Annotated in this window: 15 protein-coding genes and 1 pseudogene; 3 read left to right on the forward strand and 13 right to left on the reverse strand. The window is 71.4% G+C overall.

Annotation, left to right across the window (positions count from 1 at the left end; genetic code table 11):
* Window positions 1–31: 31 nt before the first annotated feature.
* From BM362_RS39840 to BM362_RS39875, 8 genes and pseudogenes are all read right to left on the reverse strand, one after another.
* The gene (locus tag BM362_RS39840; protein WP_067586664.1) at window positions 32–634 is read right to left on the reverse strand and encodes a maleylpyruvate isomerase N-terminal domain-containing protein; all 603 of its coding nucleotides are present in this window, start codon (window positions 632–634) and stop codon (window positions 32–34) included.
* A 4-nt stretch (window positions 635–638) separates the two neighbouring features.
* Window positions 639–2,009, reverse strand: a complete 1,371-nt coding sequence (locus tag BM362_RS39845; protein ID WP_232791795.1) for a carboxylesterase/lipase family protein — start codon at window positions 2,007–2,009, stop codon at window positions 639–641.
* Window positions 2,010–2,212: 203 nt separating this feature from the next.
* Window positions 2,213–3,022 (reverse strand): annotated as a pseudogene (locus BM362_RS39850) (lysylphosphatidylglycerol synthase transmembrane domain-containing protein); the annotation flags it as partial.
* On the reverse strand, window positions 3,022–4,029 hold the full coding sequence (locus BM362_RS39855; RefSeq protein WP_093576661.1) for a glycosyltransferase family 4 protein: 1,008 nt from the start codon (window positions 4,027–4,029) through the stop codon (window positions 3,022–3,024). The pseudogene BM362_RS39850 and the gene BM362_RS39855, both read right to left, overlap by 1 nt.
* A 47-nt stretch (window positions 4,030–4,076) precedes the next feature.
* Window positions 4,077–4,916, reverse strand: coding sequence for an aldo/keto reductase (locus BM362_RS39860; protein WP_067586657.1), 840 nt, complete (start codon window positions 4,914–4,916; stop codon window positions 4,077–4,079).
* 43 nt (window positions 4,917–4,959) lie between these two features.
* Window positions 4,960–5,295, reverse strand: a complete 336-nt coding sequence (locus BM362_RS39865) for an STAS domain-containing protein (protein WP_093576662.1) — start codon at window positions 5,293–5,295, stop codon at window positions 4,960–4,962.
* Window positions 5,296–5,665: 370 nt separating this feature from the next.
* Complete coding sequence (locus tag BM362_RS39870) at window positions 5,666–6,079, reverse strand: SsgA family sporulation/cell division regulator (protein ID WP_067586651.1); 414 nt, start codon at window positions 6,077–6,079, stop codon at window positions 5,666–5,668.
* A gap of 804 nt (window positions 6,080–6,883) precedes the next feature.
* Window positions 6,884–7,840, reverse strand: a complete 957-nt coding sequence (locus BM362_RS39875) for a LysR family transcriptional regulator (protein WP_067586648.1) — start codon at window positions 7,838–7,840, stop codon at window positions 6,884–6,886.
* A 118-nt stretch (window positions 7,841–7,958) separates the two neighbouring features.
* On the opposite strand from BM362_RS39875, the gene BM362_RS39880 reads away from it, so the two are divergent.
* Together BM362_RS39880 and BM362_RS39885 are read left to right on the forward strand one after the other, a co-directional pair.
* Window positions 7,959–8,828, forward strand: coding sequence for an alpha/beta fold hydrolase (locus tag BM362_RS39880; RefSeq protein WP_093576663.1), 870 nt, complete (start codon window positions 7,959–7,961; stop codon window positions 8,826–8,828).
* Window positions 8,825–10,213, forward strand: a complete 1,389-nt coding sequence (locus BM362_RS39885; protein WP_244287433.1) for an MFS transporter — start codon at window positions 8,825–8,827, stop codon at window positions 10,211–10,213. Before BM362_RS39880 ends, BM362_RS39885 begins: the two co-directional genes overlap by 4 nt.
* Window positions 10,214–10,303: 90 nt before the next feature.
* Here the strand turns inward: BM362_RS39885 and BM362_RS39890 are convergent, their stop codons facing one another.
* The 4 genes from BM362_RS39890 to BM362_RS39905 are packed head-to-tail and all read right to left on the reverse strand — an operon-like array spanning window position 10,304 to window position 15,250.
* The gene (locus BM362_RS39890; protein ID WP_093576664.1) at window positions 10,304–11,707 is read right to left on the reverse strand and encodes an L-fucose/L-arabinose isomerase family protein; all 1,404 of its coding nucleotides are present in this window, start codon (window positions 11,705–11,707) and stop codon (window positions 10,304–10,306) included.
* Window positions 11,708–11,710: 3 nt separating this feature from the next.
* The gene (locus BM362_RS39895; RefSeq protein ID WP_093576665.1) at window positions 11,711–12,712 is read right to left on the reverse strand and encodes a substrate-binding domain-containing protein; all 1,002 of its coding nucleotides are present in this window, start codon (window positions 12,710–12,712) and stop codon (window positions 11,711–11,713) included.
* 22 nt (window positions 12,713–12,734) lie between these two features.
* Window positions 12,735–13,724, reverse strand: a complete 990-nt coding sequence (locus tag BM362_RS39900; protein WP_093576666.1) for an ABC transporter permease — start codon at window positions 13,722–13,724, stop codon at window positions 12,735–12,737.
* The gene (locus BM362_RS39905; protein ID WP_093576667.1) at window positions 13,721–15,250 is read right to left on the reverse strand and encodes a sugar ABC transporter ATP-binding protein; all 1,530 of its coding nucleotides are present in this window, start codon (window positions 15,248–15,250) and stop codon (window positions 13,721–13,723) included. The genes BM362_RS39900 and BM362_RS39905 overlap by 4 nt, the downstream gene beginning before the upstream one ends.
* Window positions 15,251–15,692: 442 nt before the next feature.
* Here BM362_RS39905 and BM362_RS39910 point away from each other — a divergent pair, with 442 nt between their 5' ends.
* Window positions 15,693–21,155, forward strand: coding sequence for an ATP-binding protein (locus BM362_RS39910; protein ID WP_093576668.1), 5,463 nt, complete (start codon window positions 15,693–15,695; stop codon window positions 21,153–21,155).
* 131 nt (window positions 21,156–21,286) lie between these two features.
* On the opposite strand, the gene BM362_RS39915 is transcribed toward BM362_RS39910, so the two are convergent.
* Window positions 21,287–22,056: OB-fold nucleic acid binding domain-containing protein (locus BM362_RS39915; protein WP_342029839.1), on the reverse strand; the 770-nt coding region annotated here is incomplete at its 5' end.

The raw sequence follows: 22,056 nt of genomic DNA on the forward strand, positions 1-22,056 counted from the left end.
CCGGATGTGACCAGCCCCCGGGCAGGCGTGTTCACTCCTCGGGAATCGAGCGGTCCCCGGGCGGGCTGCCCCGCCACTTCCAGCCGGTCCGCCGGGGTCGTCCGGGCAGGTCGATCCGGCCGGCGCACCAGCGCAGCGCGTCCCAAGCGTCGGGAATCGGCTCCTGCTCGGGGAAAAGCCGCGCGACGACGCGGGCGCAGGTGTCGCGCGGCGGGTCGATCGCGACGCCGAGACCCTGGGCGATGTCGTCGCCGTGCAGCAGCAGTTCCACGCAGCCCATCGCGGCGAAACCGGCCGGATCGGAGCGGCCGGTCGGGTGGTAGGCGCGCTCGCCGGGCCTGCTGCTCCGGACCGCGGCGGCGAGCAAACGCCCGCCGGCGATGACGAATTCGAGCAGTTCGGCGGGGGACGCGTCGGCGTCGGTTTTGGCGAGGAAGCGCACGTAGTGGTCGGCCGGGCGGCTCACGACCTGGGCGGCGTAGGACAGGAGGGTGTCGCCGAGGTGCTCCGCGGTGTACCGGCAATCCCATTCGAGATCGCCTGCCGGACGCGTCCAGTCGCCGCCGATGGCGGGTCCGAGAGCGGAGGATACGCAGCTGAGGGCTTCGTCGAGGGCTTCGGCGCGCACGGTCATCCGGTCAGCGTAGAGAAGCCCAGAAGCCGCAGTGGTGATCTTGGGCGAATCCGGTCAGCGGCTGCGCGCCGCCCGGCCGGTACGCGACCGCCTGCCCGGTCGGGCCGCCGCGGACGAACGTCGTCCAGTCGTCCGCCATCCGGTCGGCGAGCCGTTGCTGTGCTGGGGTGAATGTTGCTGGCTGCTCGGCGAAATCGAACAGGTAGGGCAGTTCCGCGGTGTGCGTGGCCCCGAGCGGGAACGGCGCCCGCAGCGCGGCCGCCGCCGGCGAGGTCGGGTCGTTGAACTCGTAGGTCGACACGCTGGGCAGCGAACTGGCGAGCCGCGCGGCCGGGCAGGCGAACGCCCAGTCGGTGACAGCCGCCGCGTACGCGAGGGAAGCGTTGCCGCTGAACGCATCCACCGGGTACTCGCGAGCGACCGCGTCGGCGTGGGGGAAGACGTTCGCAAGCGCTTGCGGGTAGCCGTGCCGCGTGACTTCGCGACCGGCCGCCGCCTGCTCGGCGAGGAAATACGTGAACTCGTCGTGCGCCGTGCCCAGCATGACCGGCACCGGAGCCGCGGGAAGCTTGCCGGGCAGCACCGAACCGCCAGTGACCGGGCCCGGCATCTCGATCCCCGCGATCGAGCCGTACGCCGGAGCGGTCAGGAGTTTCTCGACGGGCAACTCCCGCAGGCATTGCGCGGCGGTCCGGCGGTCGGCGCAACCGCGCGCGGCGGCGTACTCGACGCTCTTGTTTTCGGCGGCGGACAACGTCGCCTGCGCCTGGCACGGTCCACTTTGGATGATCGCGGCGCGGAACAGCCCGCGCGAGCCGGGGGCGACGAGGTGGTCGCACACCGACATCCCGCCCGCGGACTCCCCCGCGATCGTCACCCGGTTCGGGTCGCCGCCGAAGGACGCGATGTTGTCGCGCACCCACAGCAGCGCCTGCTGCTGGTCGAGGAAGCCGTAGTTCCCCGGTTCCGGGCCCAGCGACGGGTCGGCGAGGAAGCCGAGCGCGCCGAGCCGGTAGTTGAGCGTGACGACCACCGCGTCGCCGCGGCCGGCCAGCCGGGCGGCGCCGTAACGGTCGCCGCCGCCGCTGAGGAACGCGCCGCCGTGCAGCCACACCAGAACCGGCCGCCCGGTCTCGCCGGCCGGCGGCGTCCAGACATTCAGGTAGAGGCAGTCTTCGCTGGTCAGGGCTCCGCCGGCGGCCTGCGGACAGCGTGGCCCTGGTTTCGTGGCGTCGCGCTCCCCCGTCCAGGGCTCGACGGGGACGGGCGGCTGCCAGCGCCGCTCGCCGACGGGTGCGGCCGCGTACGGGATGCCTTGGAAGAGCCGATGACCGGGAGCGACGCTGCCGCGGACGGCGCCGGCTGCGGTGTGCACGACGTCGCCTGCCCGGCTGACCGCCGCGACCGAAGACGCGCAGGCCGACGCGGCCAGAACGGGAATGACGGCCAGTGCCGCGCACCACCGTCGCCGAATCCCCCGAAAAGCCGCCGCCACCGGCCGGACGATACCGGCCGGGCGTCCGGGCCCGGCCGCCGGATCATCCGGCGGAGCGCGAGAACCGCCCCGCCGGGCAACGTCGAGACCAGAGCGAGCACGCCGTAGCCGACCGCGACCGTCACGCCCTGCTCCGCGCCCAGTCCGGCGGCGGCGAACGACAACGCCGCGGTGCCCTCGCGCGGGCCGAATCCGCCGACGTTCAGCGGCATCCCCATCGCCAGCAACGCGAGCACCAGCAGCGGCAGCAGGACGCTCAACGGCGCGGTCGCACCAGCCGCGCGGGCGGCGACCGCGAACAGCGTCAGATGTCCGGCCACTGCCAGCAGAGACCAGCCTGCGACGCCGGGCCACGCTTCGAGGACGCCGGTCCGGATGTCGGCCGCCCAGACGCGACGCAGCCGCTGCCGCGTCGTGACCGCGGCGACGGCCAGCGCCACGGTCACGATTCCCAGGCAGAGCAGCACCTGCCGCGGCAGCAGCTCCGGCCGGAAGACCACGACGGCCAGTCCGGCGGCCACCACCACGGTCTGTCCGGCAGCGCGTTCGAGCACGACCGCCCGGACGCCGCGACCGACGTCGCCGGTTCGTCGGCCATGTCGGACTGCGCGGTGGACGTCGCCGAGCACGCCGGCGGGGAGGACGCCGTTGAGGAATTGCGCGCCGTAATAGTCGCCTGCGGCTTCGCGGAACGGCAGGCGCAGCCCGAGCCGCGCCGCGACCAGCCGCCAGCGCGCGGCGCTCGCCAGAGTGGTCACGAGCCCGATGACCAGCGCGATCGTGATCGGAACCGGGCCAAGCGCGCGCAGACCACCGGCGAATGCCCCCGTGCCGAGCCGCCACCACAGCGCGGCGATGACCGCGACCCCGGCCAGCAGCCGCAGCCACCGCATCAGCCGACCGCCAAGATTCCGCGCAACCGGGCCGCCGCGGCGGCCCACCCTTCCAGGGTGCGCGCTCGCGCGGCAGCCGCAGCACGGAGTCGTTTGCGCAGGTCAGGGTCGTCACGCCAGCTTCGGAGCGCTGCGCCGAGGGCTGCTGCGTCGCCGGGCGGGACGAGGAGACCGGGTCGCTCGCCGTCCGGCGCGCGGCCGAGGGCGTCGGGTACGCCGCCGACGTCCGAGGCGAGCACCGGGATTCCGCGAGCGAGCGCCTCCGTGACGACCATGCCGTACGTCTCGGCGTGCGAGGGCAGGACCAGCAGGTCGGCTCGGCGGTAGGCGTCTTCCAGCGCTGCTCCGCCGAGCGGGCCGGTGAAGCGGGCGCGCGGGTGGCTCAAGGTGGTGGCGTAGGCCGGGTTTCGGGTGCGCGAGCCGACCAGGTCCACCTTCAGCCCGTCCACTTCGGACAGTGCTTTCAGGAGGATGTCCTGGCCCTTGCGCGGGGTCACCGCGGCGACACAGATCAGCTGGGACACTCCGTCGGTCCCGGTGGCTCGCGGTGCCGGATCGGTTCCGGGCGGTGCGATGTGGACGGTGGCGAGGCCGTGCCGCTTCTCGACGGCGCGAGCGGCGGCGGGACTGGTGACGATGACCTGGTTCGCGAGCTGGAGGGTCTTCCGTTCGCGGGCGTCGAGGTCAGCCGCGCGGTGCGGGCTGTCGTCCGCCAGCGGCAGGTGCACGAGGACAGACAGGTCGAGCCGGGCCGCCTGCGGGGCCACAACTTCCGGCACTCCGCACGCGACAAGGCCGTCGAGCAGCACCTTCGCGCCATCGGGGACCTCGGCGAGCACTCCGTCCAGCTGACGCTTCGCGGCCTCGCCGGGGTCCGGCCAGCTACCCTCGACCGGCCGCAGCCGTACCGGTAGGTGTTCGGCCATGCGGCGGTCGTAGGTGTTGCCGCCGCTGGGCACGCTGCGGTCGTCGAGGTCGCCCGGCACCACAAAACAGGACAGTCGCACGCTGCCTCCCTCCTAACCGGAGACAACGGGCGACTGGGCGATCTGGTTCAGCCGTCGAAGGTGTCCGGGTCGAAGCCCGTGCGGCGGCCCTCGTCGAGGCCGCTGAGGACGTCGAGGTCGCTGTCGCTGAGGGAGAAGTCGAAAATGTCGATGTTCTCCCGCATCCGCTTCGGCGACGACGACTTCGGGAACACGACGTTGCCAAGCTGCACGTGCCAGCGCAGCACGATCTGCGCGGGCGTCTTGCCGTGTTTCTCCGCCAGTTCGGCCAGCAGCGGGTCTTCGAGCACTTCGCCTTGGGCGAGCGGGCTCCACGCCTCGGTCACGATGCCGTGTGCTTCGTGGTAGGCGCGCAGTTCCGGTTGCTGCAGCGCGGGATGCAGCTCGATCTGGTTGACCGCGGGCACCGTCGCCGACTCGGCGGCCAGGCGTTCCAGGTGCGAAATCTGGAAGTTGGACACCCCGATCGCGCGGGTCTTGCCTGCGCGCTGCAGTTCCTCGAAACCGTGCCAGGTGGCGACGTACTTGTCCTGTTTCGGCAGCGGCCAGTGGATCAGGTAGAGGTCGACGTAGTCCAGTTCGAGCCGCTGCAGGCTGCCCTCCATCGCGTTGATCGCGTTGTCGTGGCCCTGCGCGTCGTTCGCCAGCTTTGTGGTGACGAAGATTTCTTCACGCGGTACGCCCGAATCGCGGATGCCCGCGCCGACGCCTTCCTCGTTGCGGTACATCTGCGCGGTGTCGAGGTGGCGGTATCCGGCCTCCAGCGCCTCGCGCACCGCCGCGGCTGTTTCCTCCGGCGGGATCTGGAAGACGCCCAGGCCGAACTGCGGAATCCGGACGCCGTTGGTGAGTTCGAGCTGCGGAACGCGGTTCGTCTCGATCGTCATATCGGCGGCCTACCCGTGCGCGGCGGCGGCGAAACTCGCTCGATCAGGCAGCGACCGCCTCGCGGACGCACAGGATCTCGTCCGCGCCGGTCACCGCGAGACACCGCCGGACCGCGTGCGCGGGCCCAGGCACGACAGCGAACGACGGGATCCGTTCGTGCGCGTCGAGCAGGGCGCGAACGCCAGCGCAGCTCAGGAACGCGACGCCGGACAGATCGACGACCACCGGCCCGGCCAACGGCGCGACAGCCGCTTCGAAAACGTGCACGGTAGCCGCGTCGAGGTCTCCGACCAGAGCGAGGTGGATCGCGTCCGCCTGCCTCGCCGCGCGGATCGTCAATTCCACCGGCGCGGTGACGCCGGGAAGAGGAAGAGTCATGGGTTTGCGCTCCTTTCGCAGAGATCTGCTTGGGGCGCTGACCGCAGCATGGTTCCGGACAACAGCCAACACAGGCGACCGTACGCGTTCTCCCAGTGCGGTCAACCCAGGTGAGCACGAGGTTCACTCCCGCGGCGGCTGAGTCCGCCTGTTCGGGGGCCTGTTCGCCAGCGGCGGGCGGGACGGGCAAGTGGTCGGATCGGGGTGCGATCGCGGCGATCCGTTCACGGGATGTTCACTCGCGGGGGCACCTCTCCGGGCGATCCCCGGGCGGTCGAGCATGCCCGCGGAGACCAGGCGAGGACCGAGTCCGCGCGCGGGAACCATGCCTCGGCATGGTTCCCGCGCCATCACCGTCCACTATGGACGGTCAGTCGCGCAGGGCGAGCTTCGCGAGTTCCTCGTCGAAGTCGAAGCAACGGTCTTCGGAGCCGACCGGGACCTCGTCGTAGGTGCGGTCGAGGAAGTCGGCGAGTTCGTTCGCCGCCGCCTCCAGCACCGCGGAACCGTCCGGCGCGTTCAGCTCCACCAGCACGCGGCTGTCGTCGGCGGCGGGGCGCACCTGGACGTCTCCGTCGCCCGCGGGCGCCAGCAGGCCGTCGGCGAGCAAGTCCCGCCCGAACAGCCAGCGCACGACACTGCCGCCGGCGTGGTAGCCGACCGACACCGCGAACGGATCCGCCGGGTCGTACTCCAAATCGGCGCGCACCGGCAGCGGGACGGACCCGAACGTGCGCAGCCCGAAGATGATCGTCGCGCGGACGACCTGCGGTTCGGTTTCCACGACGGCGCCTCCTTCGTTACCCGGTCGCGAACCTGTCCGGACCGAAGTGAATGTTTCTCAATAAGTAACGCGCCGTAAGAGCCTAAGCTGCCCGACCGAGCAGATTTCACCCCAAAGGTGGAGATCTACGTCTCAGTCGGCTACGCAAGGGCAGCATTGACCGCAGGATCGGGCAACCCGCCGGTCGATCCCCGAGCAGCACAGGGACGGCTTCGACCTGCGGAAACGAATCGCCACGATCGTGAAGCCGGACGGGCCCGGCACCGCGCGGAGAAGACCGCGCTCGCCGCCGGGAAATGCTGGCGGCCAGGCCGCCGAACCGATTCAAGGTCGAGCGGCGGCTCGGTTGCCGCTCGTACGTGTTCGTGCCGGTTAGAACCGGCACGAACACGCACGAGCACGAGACCCGGCCGCCCCGCTCAAGTTCGCAGCAGCCCCGCTCCCGGCCCCTCGTGAGCCGGTTGCGCCGACTAACGCCAGCCGTCCACGCCCCCTCAGGAGCCAGGGATGACGCGGTCGAGACGCACCCCGCCCAGACCGACGCCCGGGGCCGGCTCCTCCCGGCCCCGCCGCGGGTGCCGGGTGCCGGCAGCCATTCGGGGCATTTCGTGCGCGATGAGGTCCTTTGTGGACGGTCAGCGGACCGGGACCGCCCGGCTTGACTCCCTGGCATCGCCCAGCGGGGCCCGCCTCAACGCGGTAAGCCAGCTCGACGTCGGCGAAGAACACCGACCCGAGATGTCCCGAGGCATAGTCCTCCCTAGCGGCCGTCGACTGTTCCCGCCTCCGCAGCGGACTCGCCGATCAGGAGGCGCCAAGCACCGGCTGCTGCCCGGTGGCAGCCGGGTGCCGGGCGAGCAGGTCGTCGAGCCGGGAGCCGACCTCCGCGCAGTTCTGCCGCACCACGGAAAGAAAAGCCGCGAGAACCGGCGAGGAATCGGCCGCCCGGAACGACATCTGCAGATCCGGCAGCCGGAAGCGCGGTTCGACGTCGCAGAACCGGATGTCGTCGCGAGCGATCAGGCGCATCCGGTTCGGGCCGAGCCCGACCCCCGCGCAGCAGGCGGCGAGCCCGGCGATCGTGTGGACGTCGCGCGCCAGCGCGGCGCCGTCGAGGGCGGCGGGGTCGTGTTCGAACACCCGGCGCAGATAAGAACCGGCGGCGTCCGCGCTGACCACCAGCGGCTCGCGCGCCAGCTGCCCGGCCTCGACGGACCGCTGCCCGGCGAAGGGGTGCGCCGACGAGACCACGGCCACCAGGTGATCCGCGCCGATGGGCACCGTTACCAGGTCTTCCGCCCCGGCTCCGCGAGGGCTGCCGCGCCCCACCGCGACCTCCAGTTCGCCGGCGAGCAGGGCCGCGGACGCGGTCGGCGTGTCCAGTTCCTGGAGGACCATCCGGACCTCCGGACGGGCCCGCCGGAACCGGCCGATCACGCCCGGCAGCGGGTCGAGCAGCGCGGACCCGATGAACCCGAGCCGCAACCGCCCGGTCTCCCCGCGCGCGGCGCGGCCCGCCTCGACCCTCGCGAGGCTCATCTCGGCGAGCGCGCTGCTCGCCCTGGCGAGGAAGGCATTGCCCGCGGCGGTGGGGAAAACGCCGCGCGGGGTGCGGTCGAACAGCCGCTCGCCGACCTCGCGTTCGAGCGCGGCGATCTGGGTCGACAGCGGCGGCTGGGCGATGCCCAGCGACGCCGCGGCGCGGCCGAAATGCTGGTGCTCGGCGAGCGCCAGAGCGTAACGAAGATGACGGGCTTCCACGCGGTCACGATACGCGGAAAGTATGACGAAGGCGTTCCTCAGAGATGAGAGTAGATAACCGGGCGGAGCTGCGGTGACCTGGTGCGGTCCGTGACCGCCGCTTTCGAAGGGCCCTGGAATGATCCGTCCGTCCTCGTCCGAGACCGTCCTGCTGCTCGTGCACGGTGCCTGGCACAGCGCCCTGCACTGGAGTCCGGCCCAGCGTGCGCTCGGCCGGCACGGCCTTGCCAGCATCGCTGTCGACCTGCCCGGCAGCGGGCTCGGCGCGCCCGTCCCCAGCGGGTACTTCCAGCCCGGCCAGCCGGGGCTCGCCGCCGAGAAGTCGGCGCTGCGCGACCTCACCCTGCAGGACAGCACCGACGTGGTCCTCGACGCGCTGGTCAGTGCCCGCACCCGCTACCGGAATGTACTGCTGGTCGCGCACAGCGCCGCGGGTTCCGCGGTGTCGGCCGCCGCGGAACAGGCGCCCGAACTGGTCGACCGCCTCGTGTACCTGTCCTCGTTCGTGCCCGCGGGCCGGCCGCGGTTCGCCGACTACATCGAAGCCGAGGAGAACGCCGGGGCCGTCCAGGTTCCGCCGATCGGCGACCCGGCCGAACTGGGCGCGATCCGGATCAACCCGCTGTCTCCCGACGCGGCAGTCACCGACGTCATCCGCCGGGCCTTCCTGAACGACCTCCCCGCGGACGCCTCGGACTCGTGGCGGCAGTTCCTGCACCCGGACCACCCGTTCTCGCACTTCGGCACGCCGGTTCCGCTCTCGGCGGAGCGCTGGGGACGGCTCCCGCGCACCTACATCCGGTTGACCGGCGACCTCGCCCTGCCGCCGGCGACCCAGGATCTGATGATCTCCGAGGCCGACCAGGTGACGCCGGACAACCCGTTCCAGGTGCGTTGCCTGCCGGGCGGCCATTCGCCGTTCGTGATCCGGCCGGCGGAGCTGGCGGCGATGTTCGCCGCCATCGCCTCGCCGCGGCCCTCCCGGTGACCGCACAGCGGCTTCTCCTGCCGATCATCCTGTCCGGCACGTTCGTCCAGCTGTTCAGCGTCACGGTCATGCAGGTGGGAGTGGTCGACATCCAGCGGGACCTGGGCGCGGGGGCAGGCGAGAGCCAACTGGTTCTCGCCGCCTACACCCTCGCCTACGCCTGCTCGCTGATCGTTTCCGCGCGGCTGGGAGGCAAATACGGCTGCCGGAAGATGTTCGTCGCCGGGATGGCGCTGTTCACCCTCGCCTCGCTCGGGGCGGCGGCCGCGCCCGAAGCGGGGGTGCTGATCGCCGGGCGCCTGCTGCAGGGTTTCGGCAGCGGGCTGATGGCGCCGCAGATCCTGTCGATCATCCAGTCCGCGGTGCCCCCGGACCGTCGTGCCGCCGCGTTGAGCGCGCTCGGCGCGACCATGGCGGCCGCTTCGCTCGCGGGCCCGGTGCTCGGCGGGGTGCTGATCCAGCTCGACCCGCTCGGCCTGGGCTGGCGGGCGGCGATGCTGCTGACCGTTCCCGTCGGGATCGCCGCCCTCGCGCTCTCCCCCGCGCTGCCGCCGGATCACGGTGAACGCACGACGGAACGCGTCGACCGGACCGGGGCGGCGCTGAGCCTGCTCGGCTTGGCCCTGCTGGTCTTTCCGCTGACCATGGGGCGGGACGCCGGGTGGCCATGGTGGACGTGGCTGAGCCTGGCGCTGGCCGTGGTGCTGCTGGCCGGCTTCGCGATTTCCCAGCGCAGGGCGGCGGATCCGCTCGTCCATCCGTCCGCGCTGGCCGCACCGGCGACGCGCTGGGGGCTGGGCGTCGTCCTGGTGTTCAACGCCGGAGTGCCGTCCTTCACGCTGCTGCTGTCGATGCACCTGCAAGGCGGGCGAGGCTGGAGTCCGCTTCAGACCGGGCTCGGCATCACCCCGTACGCCGTCGGCGCACTGGCCGGAAGCGGGATCGCGAACAGGTTGGGCCGGCGCTTCGGCCCATGGGCTCTGGCGTCGTCCTCCCTGGCGATGGGCTCGGTGTCCCTTGTCGTCCCGGCGACCGTCAGCGATCCCGCCCTGCGGTGGGTGTACTGGCTCGCGCTGTGCCTTGGCGGCATCGGGTTCGGCGTGTTCACCGCTTCGGCGTTCGCCCAGATCCTCGCCAGAGTCCGCCCCGAAGCCGCGACATCGGTCTCGGGTCTGCTCCCGACGGCACAGCAACTGGGCGGAACACTGGGCGTCACGTTCGCGGGCATCGCTTACGCGACGTCCGCCGGGAACCCCGGCGAGGCGTTGTGGCATGCGATGACCTACGAGGCGGCGGTGTTCGCACTGGCTGCGGTTTTCGCTGCCGGGCTGGCCGGCCGCGCGGCTCGAAAAGCACCGGCACGCCCGGGATCGGCACCCTGCTGAACGCGCCGCCGGACGTCTCGGCAGGGAAGCTTCCGCTCCCGCGAAGGTCCGTGAAGGACGTCCGCAGCACGGGCCGCGCCGAACCGGTCGTCAGCGGCTCCACTCCTCCACCCGCACCCCCATCAATCCAGCCGCGACCCGAAGCTCCCTCCTCCGGTCTCCCGGGACCGCATGCACGTGGTTCGCCCCGAAGCGCGACAAAAACGTCTCCGCCGCCACGTCCAGGCGCGCGAACGCATGCGGCCACTCCGGCGTGGAGCGCGAGACCAGTTCCCGCGTTGTCCGCGCGTCGTAATTCTCGAACTCCCCCAGCACCAGCTGCATCCGGTACTCCCCGTCCAACCGGCTCAACCGTGCCAATGTCATCCGGCCGGGGGCGGCGATGTGCTGCACCGAAGCCCCGCCCGCGGGGAAGAAGAACACCTCCGGGTACAGGTGCACCTGCGCCAGGTTCTCCGCCGGGTCCTCGCTCCGCGCGGCGAACCACGTCGCGTGCTGGCCGGAGTTGCACAGGTCCCACACGTCCCGGTCCGGGTGGTAGTGCCGGACGTCCGCGAAAAGCACGGGCGTCCCGGTGATCCGGTGCATCAGCTGCATGGTCAGCGCACCGTCCATGTCCGCTTCGGTGGCGGTGACGTGCACGGCTTTGGGGCCGTTCCAGTCGTAAGGATCGTTGAGCAGCGCCTCGGCGACATCTGCGGTCGCGAAGTGCTCGGTCAGCTCCGGTTGTGCTTTGATCCCGGAGAAATCCAGGTGCCGTTCGGCAGCGACATCGCGCACAGCGAGGTAAAGACGCAGTTGGCGTTCCACCAACTCCGGGGTGAGCCGATCTCCGTCGTAGTGCACGGTGGCGTGTTCTTCCAGCCATTTCCGGCCGCTGACGGCTTCCGCCGAAGGTCCTTCGGCGCGGCGAACCAGTTCGTACTGGTCGATTTCCTCGACGTCCACCCCGAACTGGCGCATCCATTGATCGGTATTGGCCACCGCCGTGTTCATGCCCATCGGCCGCCCGCCGAAGCGGCCGAAGGTCGAACCGCGCAGCGAACCGACGGCAGCGGCGGCGCTCGCGTGCGCGCCGACTTCGGCGATCAGGCCCGGGTCGGAAGGCGCGCCCCACAAACGGGTGTGCGCGCGGCCGATCTGGTCGAGCGCTCCCCCGGCGGCGAGCATCCCGACCAGGCCGGGCTCGGTCGGGTCGGTGCTCGCGACGAGCAACAGCGGGCCCGGGGTCGCGTCCGCGGCCAGCATGGTGAAGTGCGGGAACGCCCACACCGCGTAGTACAGCACTGTCACGTCCACCGAACTCGCGGCGACCGAGCGCGCGGCCGCGGTCGCGGTGGTGTTCGTGGCGACCAGTCCTCCGGTGACGACGTCGTGGCCCGCCGCGGTCAGTGCGGCGGTGAACTCGTCCGCTTTGGACCGGATGAAGCCGGTGTTCCGCCGGTGCACGTGGTCGCGCCCGTCGGAGACGGCGAGGACACCGATTCGCGCCATAGGTCAGCTCCGGTTCAGTTCGGCGTAGACCTGGGCCGCGTTGTCGCGCGTCACCAGGCGGGTGGGCAGGGTCTGCGTCTTGGGCACGGTCTGGCAGTCGACGAGCAGTTTCTTCGCTGCCGCGACGGCTTCCTTGCCGCCGGTCGGATAGACGAACGTGGCCGACAGCCGGCCGGCCTCCACCGCCTTGATGCCGCCTTCGGGCACCGGCAGGCCGTCGATGCCGACGATCGGCAGGTCCGCGCGGCCCGCGTTCTGCGCGGCGATGCGCGCGCCCTCGGCCATCGGGTCGTTCTCGGAGAATATCGCCTGCGCGTCCGGATGCGCCTTCAGCAACGCGTCCGCCTGCTGTTGCCCCTTGTCCCGCAACCAATCCGCGTCCGCACTGCCCACGACGGTGATGTTGCGGTCCGTGCTGCCCTGGTGGAATCCGTCGCTGCGTTCCTTGGCGGGCGTCGATCCGGCGAGGCCCTTCAGTTCGACGACTTTCCCGCCGTGCGGCAGCAATTTCTCGGCGAAGAACTTGCCCGCCTGCCGGCCGATGTCCACATTGTCCGCACCGATGAACGAGGTGTACCCGTCGCCGTCGACCTTCCGGTCCAGCACGAGCACCGGAATCCCCTGGTCGTAAGCCTTCTTCACGACACCGGTCAACGGCGTCGCCTCGTTCGGGCTGATGATCAGCAGATCGATGCCCTGGGTCAGGAAAGTGTTGACCTGCTCGACCTGTTTCGCGTTGTCCTGTGCGGCGTCCGCGTAACTGACGCTGAATTGCGGCACACCGGCCGCGGCCTTGCGGATGTCGTCGTCCATCCGGACGCGATACGGTTCGGCGAGATTCGCTTGGCTCATCCCGATTTTGTACTTCCCGCTCGGACCGTGGCATTGCCTCGCGGCCGGCGCGGCGCCGGATGACGCGCCCGGCGCGTTCTCGTGGGTGGTGCCGCAGGCGGCGACGAGGGCCAGCCCCGCCAGTACCGCCCCGCCGCGGATGATGCCGGACATCTGCTCCCCTTTTCCCGAACGCCTAGACCGTGGCCGGGCGCAGTCGCTGCAGGCCCGCGGCGAGCACGATCACCACGCCGACCACGATCAGCTGGACGTTCGAATCGACGTCGTTGAGCTGGAGGATGTTGTCGAGCACTCCGACCAGCAGGGCGCCCGCGACGGTGCCGGACACCGACCCGCGCCCGCCGGACAGGCTGGTCCCGCCGATCACGACGGCCGCGATGGCGTTGAGCTCGTAACCGGTGCCGTCGTTGGGCCCGCCGAAGTTGTACTGTCCCGCGTGGACGATCCCGGCCAGCGCGGCGAGCAGCCCGCACAGGCCGAAGACCAGCACTTTCACCCGGATCACCGGCACCCCGGACAGCACTGCGGCCTTTTCGTTGCCGCCGATCGCGTACACGTGCCGCGAGAACGCGCTCGCCCGCAGCACCAGCACCGCGAGCGCCGCGACCACCACGAAGAACAGCGCCGGGATCGGCACCACTCCGCCGAACGTCCGCTCGCCCAGCAGCGAGAACGGAACCGGAGCTTGGCCGGGCCCCGTGCCGTAGGTGATCGAAACGCCCTCGCCGCCGGACCACATCCGCGCGATCCCGCGGGCGATCTGCATCCCGGCGAGCGTCACGATGAACGACTGGATCCGGAACCGCGCGCTCGCGATCCCTTGCAGCAGCCCGAAACCGAAGCCGAGCGCGAGGACCGTCAGCACTCCCGGCACGAGTCCCCAGCCGCCGCTGGTGAGCAGCAGCGCGACGCCGACGCTGGCCAGCCCCATCACCGAGCCCACCGACAGGTCGATGCCGCCGACCAGGATCACCAGTGTCATGCCCACCGCGATGATGCCGATCTCGGAGATCGCGCGGACGACGTTGAACAGGTTGCCGCTGCCGAGAAACACCAGCTCCCCGTCGCGGTGCGGGGAGAAGACGATCGCGGCGGCGAACACCAGCACGAGCCCGAAGACGCTCTGGAACCGGAACACCGCGGCCAGCACGGCGCGCCCGTTCACCGGACGTCTCCCATCGACGCGGCGAGCAGTTCCGCCTCGCCGGCCTGGGCCGTGTCCAGTTCGTGCACGCTGCGCCCGCCGCGCAGCACCACCACGCGGTCGCACACGCCGACCAGCTCCGCCGGTTCCGACGAGGCCAGCAGCACCCCGACCCCGCTCCGCGCGGCCTCGCCGAGCAGCCGGTAGATCTCCGCCTTCGCCCCCACGTCCACCCCGCGCGTCGGCTCGTCCAGCAACAGCAGCACCGGCTCGGTGAGCAAAGCCCGGCCCAGCACCACTTTCTGCTGATTCCCGCCGGACAGCGAGCCCACCGGATCGGCGAGCGACCCCAGTTTCACCCCGAGCCGCCCGGCTTCCTCCCCGGCCACCGTCCGCTCGCGCCCGCCGGGGACGATGCCGAACCGCGCCAACCGGTCCACAATGGACAGCGCGGTGTTCGCCACGACGGAATGCTCCAGCGCCAGCCCCGCGATGCGCCGGTCCTCGGGCACGAACGCGATCCCCGACCGCAGCGACCGCCGCGGCGAGCGCGGCCGGAACTCCTTGCCGCGCAGGAAAATCCGCCCGCTGACCGCCGTGCCGCCGGACGCGCCGTACAGCGTCTCCAGCAGTTCGGTCCGTCCCGCGCCGAGCAATCCGGCGATACCGACGATCTCGCCGGCCCGCACCGTGAGACTGATCCCGTCCGGTTCCCGCCGCCCGGCGCGCGGCCGCAGCACGAGATCCTCGACGCGAAGCACCTCGTCCTGATTCGGCGAGGGCACGCTGTCCGCGCGGAACAGCAGGTGCACCGGACGGCCCACCATCGCCTCCGCGGCCCGCTCGGCAGTCAGCTCCGCCGCGCCGAACTCCGCGACGACCTCGCCGTTGCGCAGCACCGTCGCCCGGTCCGCGATCCGCCCGATCTCGTCCATCCGGTGCGACACGTAGACAATCGCCGCCCCGTCCGCGCGCAGCTGGCCGATGACCGTGAACAGCCGCTCCGCCTCGCGCGGCGACAGCGCCGACGTGGGTTCGTCCATCAGCAGGATCCGCGCGTCCAGCGACAGGGCTTTCGCGATGGTGACCAGCTGCTGTTCGCCGGTCCGCAACCGTTCGACCGGCGTGCGCGGGTCGAGGTCGACGCCGGAGCGTTCCAGCACCTCGCGCGTGGCCGCGACCATCCGCCGCCGGTCGGCCGTGCCGCCGCGGGTGCGCGGCTCGCGGCCGAGAAAAACGTTCTCCGCCACCGAAAGCGCGGGAACGAGGTCCAGTTCCTGGTGGATCATCGCGACCCCGGCGCGGCGCGCGTCGGCCGGGCGGGCGAACCGGACCGCCTCCCCCGCGATCCGGATCGCCCCCTCCCCGGCGGCGATCTCCCCCGACAAGATCTTCAGCAGCGTGGACTTGCCTGCCCCGTTCTCGCCGAGCAGCGCGTGCACCTCCCCCTTCACCGCGGTGAAGTCCACCGCGCCCAGGGCACGCACCCCGCCGTAGGTCTTGCTGACGCCGGCCAGCTCGACCAGCGCGCCGCCGCCGTCTCCCATGCCCGCCCTCTCGGCCCGCCCCACGTCGAGAAATCGATTACCCGCGACGGTAGGGGCACCCCATCGGAGTGTCAAGGGTCACATTTTCTCCGCTCGGAGGAGCCTCGGCTCCGGTTCCGCCCGGCACGCTCCGCGCCGCCGCCTGAACTGCGGGTGACCCCTGTCCGACCCCCTGGAAACGCCGGGCCGTCCAGTCGCCTCCGCCCCTGGTCAGCCGGGCGTGATTTGTGGCATACCTCGCGATAAACGAGTCCCGGACGACGTGACACGAGCCGTTTTTGGCGGGTTCCTACAAACCGGCAGGCGCGGCATGCGTCATCCGCGACATTGGTGTACCCGGCGGTAAGGGAGCAATGTGTACGACGAAGACAGGCGACGTTCCGGCGGGTCCGGCGTCGCCTGCTGTGCGTGGTGCAGTCAGGTTCACTGGGAGGCTTTGTCCGTGTTCAATCGCGTCGCCATCGTCAACCGCGGAGAGGCCGCGATGCGGTTGATCCACGCCGTCCGGGACGCGTCCGCCGAGACCGGGCGACGGATCGAGACGGTCGCGCTCTACACGGACGCGGACGCCACCGCGACTTTCGTCCGCGAAGCCGACGTCGCGTACTCGCTCGGCCCCGCCTCCGCGCGGCCCTACCTCGACCTCGCCAAACTGGAGAAGGCACTGGTCGAGACCGAGGCCGACGCCGCGTGGGTCGGCTGGGGCTTCGTCGCCGAGGACCCGGCGTTCGCGCAGCTGTGCGAGAAGATCGGCATCGCCTTCGTCGGCCCCAGCGCCGACGCGATGCGCAAGCTCGGCGACAAGATCGGCGCGAAGCTGATCGCCGAGGAGGTCGGCGTCCCGGTCGCTCCGTGGAGCGGCGGCGAGGTCGCGACCCTCGAAGAAGCCCTCGCCGCGGGCGACAAGATCGGCTACCCGCTGATGCTCAAGGCCACCGCGGGCGGCGGCGGGCGCGGCATCCGCAAGGTCGAGTCGGCGGGCGATCTCACCGAGGCCTACGAGCGCACCAGCCAGGAAGCGCTGCGCGCGTTCGGCAGCGGCGTCGTGTTCCTGGAGCGCCTGGTCACCGGCGCGCGGCACGTCGAGGTCCAGGTGATCTCCGACGGCGAGACCGCGTGGGCGCTCGGCGTCCGCGACTGCTCGGTGCAGCGGCGCAACCAGAAGATCATCGAGGAGTCCGCCTCGCCGGTGCTCGGGCCGGACCAGACCGCCGAGCTGAAGGCGTCGGCCGAGCGGCTCGCGGTCGCGGTCGGCTACCGCGGCGCGTGCACCGTCGAATTCCTCTACCACCCCGGCGACCGGATGTTCGCCTTCCTCGAGGTCAACACCCGGCTCCAGGTGGAACACCCGATCACCGAGATCACCACCGGCACCGACCTGGTGCGGCTGCAGCTGCACGTCGCGTCCGGCGGCAAGCTCGAAGGCGCGCAGCCTGCGGAGTCCGGGCACGCCGTCGAAGCGCGGCTCAACGCCGAGGACCCGGACCGCGACTTCGCGCCGTCCCCCGGCCGCATCGCCCGGCTGCTGCTGCCCGCGGGCCCGGGCATCCGGGTCGACACCGGCGTCAGCGAGGGCGACACGATCCCCGCCGACTTCGACTCGATGATCGCCAAGATCATCGCCTACGGCCGCGACCGCGACCAGGCGCTCGCCCGGCTGCGCCGGGCGATGTCCGAGACGTCCGTGCTCATCGAGGGCGGCGCCACCAACAAGAGCTTCGTGCTCGACCTGCTCGACCAGCCCGAGGTGATCGACGCCAGCGCGGACACCGGCTGGATCGACCGCGTCCGCGCCGAAGGCCGTCTCGTCACCACGCGGCATTCCGCGGTCGCGCTCGCCGCGGCGGCGATCGAGGCCTACGAGGACGACGAGGAGGTCGGGCGGCAGCGGCTGCTGTCGACCGCGTTCGGCGGCCGTCCGCAGGTGCGCCACGAAATCCGTCCGCTCGACCTGAAACTGCGCGGCGCGTCGTACCGCGTCACGGTCGCGCGCACCGGGCCGAAGCGGTTCCGGGTCGGCGTCAGCGGCGGCGGGGAGGTGCACCCGGCCGACGTCGAACTCGAACGGTTCGACGAGCACAGCGGCCAGATCACCGTCAACGGCACGCGGTTCCGGCTCGTCACCGGCACGCACGGGCCGACCCACCTGGTCGAGGTCGACGGCATCACCCACCGGATCAGCCGCGACGAGGGCGGCGTCGTCCGCTCCCCCGCGCCCGCGCTGGTGGTCGCCACGCCGGTCGCGGTGGACGACGAGGTCGAGTCCGGAGCGCCGGTGCTCGTGCTGGAGAGCATGAAGATGGAGACGGTGCTGCGCGCGCCGTTCCGGGCCCGGGTCAAGGAACTCCCGGTGTCGATCGGCAGCCAGGTGGAGACCGGGGCTCCGCTGCTGCGCCTCGAACCGCTGGCCGACGAGGCGCGGCAGGAGGCCGTCGCGCAGGCCGAGACCGCCGAGATCGACCTGCCCGCCGAACCGGACGGCACGAGCGCGGCCGACCGGGCCGAGCGCGGCAGGCAGGACCTGCGCAGCCTGCTGCTCGGCTTCGACGTCGACCCGCACGACCAGGGCCGGGTGCTCAGCGGCTACCTGGCGGCGCGCGCGGACCTGCCGGCGCGTCCGCTGGCGGGCGAACTCGAACTGCTGGACGTGTTCGCCGACCTGTCCGAGCTGAGCCGGAACAAGCCCGCCGCGGACGACCTCAGCGCGTCGAGCCCGGTGCACAGCGCCCGCGAGTACTTCCACACCTATCTGCAGAGTCTCGACGTCGAACGCGCCGGGCTGCCGGAGAAATTCCAGGGCAGGCTGCGCCGCGTGCTCGGCCACTACGGCGTCGGCGACCTGGAGCGCACGCCGGAGCTGGAAGAGGCGGTCTTCCGGATTTTCCTTGCCCAGCAACGGGCTTCGAGTGACAGTGCGATCGTTTCCGCACTGCTGCGGCAATGGCTCACCGAGGCCCCGCCCTCGGCCGAGCTTCGCGAAACGGCCGGGCTCGCGCTGGAGCACCTGGTCGCCGCCACCCAGCTGCGGTTCCCCGCGGTCAGCGACCTCGCCCGCGGCGTGGTGTTCCGCTGGTTCGCCCAGCCGCTGCTGCGCCGGGCGCGCGCCGAGGTGTACGCCGAGATCCGCGGCCACCTGCGCTATCTCGACCGCAACCCGGACGCGGCCGACCGCGCCGAGCGGATCTCCGGCATGGTGTCGAGCAACGAGCCGCTGGTGCGGCTGCTCGGCCAGCGGATCGGGCGGCCGGGCGCGGACCCGGCCCCGATGCTCGAGGTGCTGACCCGGCGCTACTACGGCAACAAGGCGCTCACCGACGTGCGCGTGCGCGAGGTCGCGGGCTGCTCGTTCGTCACCGCCTCGCACCCGGAACCGGCGCGCGTGGTCACCACGGCGGTCGATTTCCCGCAGCTGCCGGACGCGATGCGCGCGGTGGCCGAACTGTCCGCCGGCGCCGGGGCTCCGGTCGCCGCGGACGTGTATCTCAAGTGGACCGACCAGCCCGACAGCGACGCGATGGCCGCGAAGCTGGGCGAAATCGTGGCGGCGCAACCGCTTCCGGCCGACGTCGACCGGGTCGTCACCACCGTCGCCGGTGGCGGCGGCGCGGTGATGCACCACCACTTCACCTTCCGCCGGACCGAATCCGGCTTCGCCGAGGACCGGGTGATCCGCGGGCTGCACCCGCGCGTGGCCGAACGGCTGCAGCTGGAGCGGCTGCGGGAATTCGACCTCACGCGGCTGCCCTCGGCGGACGAAGAGGTGTACCTGTTCACCGGCACCGCGAAGGCGAACCCGGCCGACGAGCGGCTGATCGCGATGTCGCAGGTCCGCGACCTCACGCCGCTGCGCGAGGCGGACGGCAGGCTCGTGTCGCTGCCCTCGGCCGAGGACACGCTCGCCGCCTGCCTCGACGCGGTCCGCAACGCGCAGGCGCGGCGTCCGGCGAAGAACCGGTTCGACACCAACCGGATCGTCATCTACGTGTGGCCGCCGAGCGAGCTGACGATGGACGAGCTGAACCTGCTCGCCCGCCGCGTCCTGCCGACCACCGCCGGCGCGGGCCTGGAGGAGATCCAGTTCCTCGCCCGGCAGCGGAACGCGGAAACCGGCGAGCTGACCGACATCGCGGTGACGGTCCGCAACGAAGTCGGCGCGGGCGTGCGGCTGTCGGTCGAGGCCCCGCGCACCGAACCGGTGCAGCCGCTGGACGACTACCGGCAGAAGGTGCTGCGCGCCGCGCGCCGCGACACGGTGTACCCGTACGAGCTCACCGAACTGCTGGCAGGCGGCGGATCCTTCGCGGAGCACGACCTCGACGACACCGGTGCGCTGGTGCCGGTCGACCGGCCGCGCGGGCAGAACAAGGCCGGACTCGTGGCCGGCGTGGTCAGCACGCCGACCGAGCGGGTGCCCGAGGGCGTCAAGCGCGTGGTGCTGCTGGGCGACCCGACGAAGTCGCTCGGCGCGCTGGCCGAGCCGGAGTGCACGCGGGTGATCGCGGCGCTGAACCTGGCCCACGAGCTGCGGGTTCCGGTCGAATGGTTCGCGCTGTCGTCCGGCGCGCGGATCTCGATGGAGTCCGGCACCGAGAACATGGACTGGGTCGCGGCCGCGCTGAAGCGGATCGTGGAGTTCACCCAGGACGGCGGCGAGATCAACATCGTGGTCGCCGGGATCACCGTGGGCGCGCAGCCGTACTGGAACGCCGAGGCCACGATGCTCATGCACACCAAGGGCATCCTGGTGATGACGCCGGATTCGGCGATGGTGCTCACCGGCAAGCAGTCGCTGGACTTCTCCGGCGGCGTGTCGGCCGAGGACAACTTCGGCATCGGCGGCTACGACCGCGTGATGGGCCCGAACGGCCAGGCGCAGTACTGGGCGCCGAACCTCGCCGGGGCGCGCGACGTGCTGATGGCGCACTACGCGCACACTTACGTCGTGCCGGGCGAAGCGGGGCCGCGCCAGGCGGTCACCACCGACCCGGCAGGCCGCGACGTGTCGGACTACCCGCACGCCGTCGTCGGCAGCGACTTCGCCACGGTGGGCCAGATTTTCTCGGCCGAGCACAACCCGGACCGCAAGAAGCCCTTCGACATCCGCACGGTGATGCGCGCGCTGTCCGACCAGGACCATCCGGTGCTGGAACGGTGGGCGGGCATGGCGGACGCGGACACCGCCGCGGTGCAGGACGTGCACATCGGCGGGCACCCGGTGTGCCTGCTGGGCATCGAATCGCGTTCGGTGCCCCGCCGCGGCTTCCCGCCCACCGACGGCCCGGACACCTTCACCGCGGGCACGCTGTTCCCGAAGTCGTCGAAGAAGACGGCCCGCGCGATCAACGCGGCGAGCGGCAACCGTCCGCTGGTGGTGCTGGCGAACCTGTCCGGCTTCGACGGCTCGCCGGAGTCGATGAAGAAACTCCAGCTGGAGTACGGGGCCGAGATCGGCCGCGCGATCGTGAACTTCGAGGGCCCGATCGTGTTCACGGTGATCTCGCGCTACCACGGCGGGGCGTTCGTGGTGTTCTCGAAGGCGCTGAACCCGAACATGACGGTGCTGGCCCTGGAGGGCTCGTTCGCTTCGGTGCTCGGCGGTGCTCCGGCGGCCGCGGTGGTGTTCGCGGGCGAGGTGAAGACCCGGACGGCCAACGACCCGCGGGTGGCCGAGCTGCAGAAGCGGCTGGGCGAGCTGAGCGGGGCCGAGAAGGCGGCGTGCGCGGCGGAGCTGGCCGAGGTCACGTCGTCGGTGCGGGCCGAGAAGCTCGGCGAGGTGGCGTCGGAGTTCGACCGGGTGCACAGCATCCAGCGCGCGGTCGAGGTCGGCTCGGTGGACGCGATCGTCAGCACCGCGCAGCTCCGGCCGCGGATCATCGAGGCGATCGAGCACGGGCTGAAGCGCTGAGGTCGTCGTGAGTGCTGGTCCCGGCTCTCACCGGGGCCAGCACTCACGAGGCCAGCCGAGGCGGTTCGCCTTGCGGGAGCGGGCAGCGGGGGTCGTGAGTGTTCGTCCCCGGTTCTCACCGGGACCAGCACTCACGACCCCACCGTAATTCCCCGGATCGTCTTCACCTCGCCCAGCAGCGCCGGAGTCACCTTGACCGAGTACCCGTCCAGCGCGTAACGCCGCTCCCCCACGTGCAGGTGCACCGGCGTGTTCCCTTGGTGCGCCAGCAAAGCCTGCTTGAGCTCCAGCACCACCGGCAGCGTCACCTTCTCCGCCCGCGTGTGCAGCACCAGCGGCGTTTCCCCGAGTTCCGTCAGGTCCAGCGGCGCCAGCTCCGCCCCGAAGACCGACATTCTGTCCTCCCGCCAGTTGACCCGTCCCTTCACCAGCACCGCGTTGTCCTCCACCAGATCCGCCGCGCAGAACGCGTACGACTTGGCGAAGAACAGCACTTCGAGCGACGCGTCCAAATCCTCGACCGTGCAGATCGCCCACGGTTCGCCCTTCTTGTTCACCCGCCGCTCCAGCGAAGTGATCAACCCGGCGACGACGATCTCGCCCTCCTTCGGCGGATTGTCGATGATCGCCGCGATCGGACGGGGCGCGTGTTTGCGGAGGACGCCTTCGGCGCCGTCCAAGGGATGAGCTGAAACGTAGAGGCCGAGCATGTCCCGCTCATGCGCCAGCAACTGCTTGCGCGGCCACTCTTCGGCGGTGAATTTCAGGTGCGCCAACGGCGACGAGGCCGGTTCTGTGTTCTCGCCGCCGAAGAGGTCGAATTGGCCCATCGCTTCCTGGCGCTTGAGCGGCACCACGGCTTCCACCGCGTCCTCGTGCACCTGGATCATCGACAGCCGCG

It is taken from the genome of Amycolatopsis rubida (genome assembly GCF_900115345.1).
Classification (GTDB): Bacteria; Actinomycetota; Actinomycetes; order Mycobacteriales; family Pseudonocardiaceae; genus Amycolatopsis; species Amycolatopsis rubida.

What these genes read in the sequence shown, in the direction of transcription:
- BM362_RS39840 (WP_067586664.1), bottom strand. Translation starts at nt 634, where the DNA reads ATGACCGTGCGCGCCGAAGCCCTCGACGAAGCCCTCAGCTGCGTATCC.
- BM362_RS39865 (WP_093576662.1), bottom strand. Translation starts at nt 5,295, where the DNA reads ATGACTCTTCCTCTTCCCGGCGTCACCGCGCCGGTGGAATTGACGATC.
- BM362_RS39890 (WP_093576664.1), bottom strand. Translation starts at nt 11,707, where the DNA reads ATGGCGCGAATCGGTGTCCTCGCCGTCTCCGACGGGCGCGACCACGTG.
- BM362_RS39860 (WP_067586657.1), bottom strand. Translation starts at nt 4,916, where the DNA reads ATGACGATCGAGACGAACCGCGTTCCGCAGCTCGAACTCACCAACGGC.
- BM362_RS39905 (WP_093576667.1), bottom strand. Translation starts at nt 15,250, where the DNA reads ATGGGAGACGGCGGCGGCGCGCTGGTCGAGCTGGCCGGCGTCAGCAAG.
- BM362_RS39880 (WP_093576663.1), top strand. Translation starts at nt 7,959, where the DNA reads ATGATCCGTCCGTCCTCGTCCGAGACCGTCCTGCTGCTCGTGCACGGT.
- BM362_RS39895 (WP_093576665.1), bottom strand. Translation starts at nt 12,712, where the DNA reads ATGTCCGGCATCATCCGCGGCGGGGCGGTACTGGCGGGGCTGGCCCTC.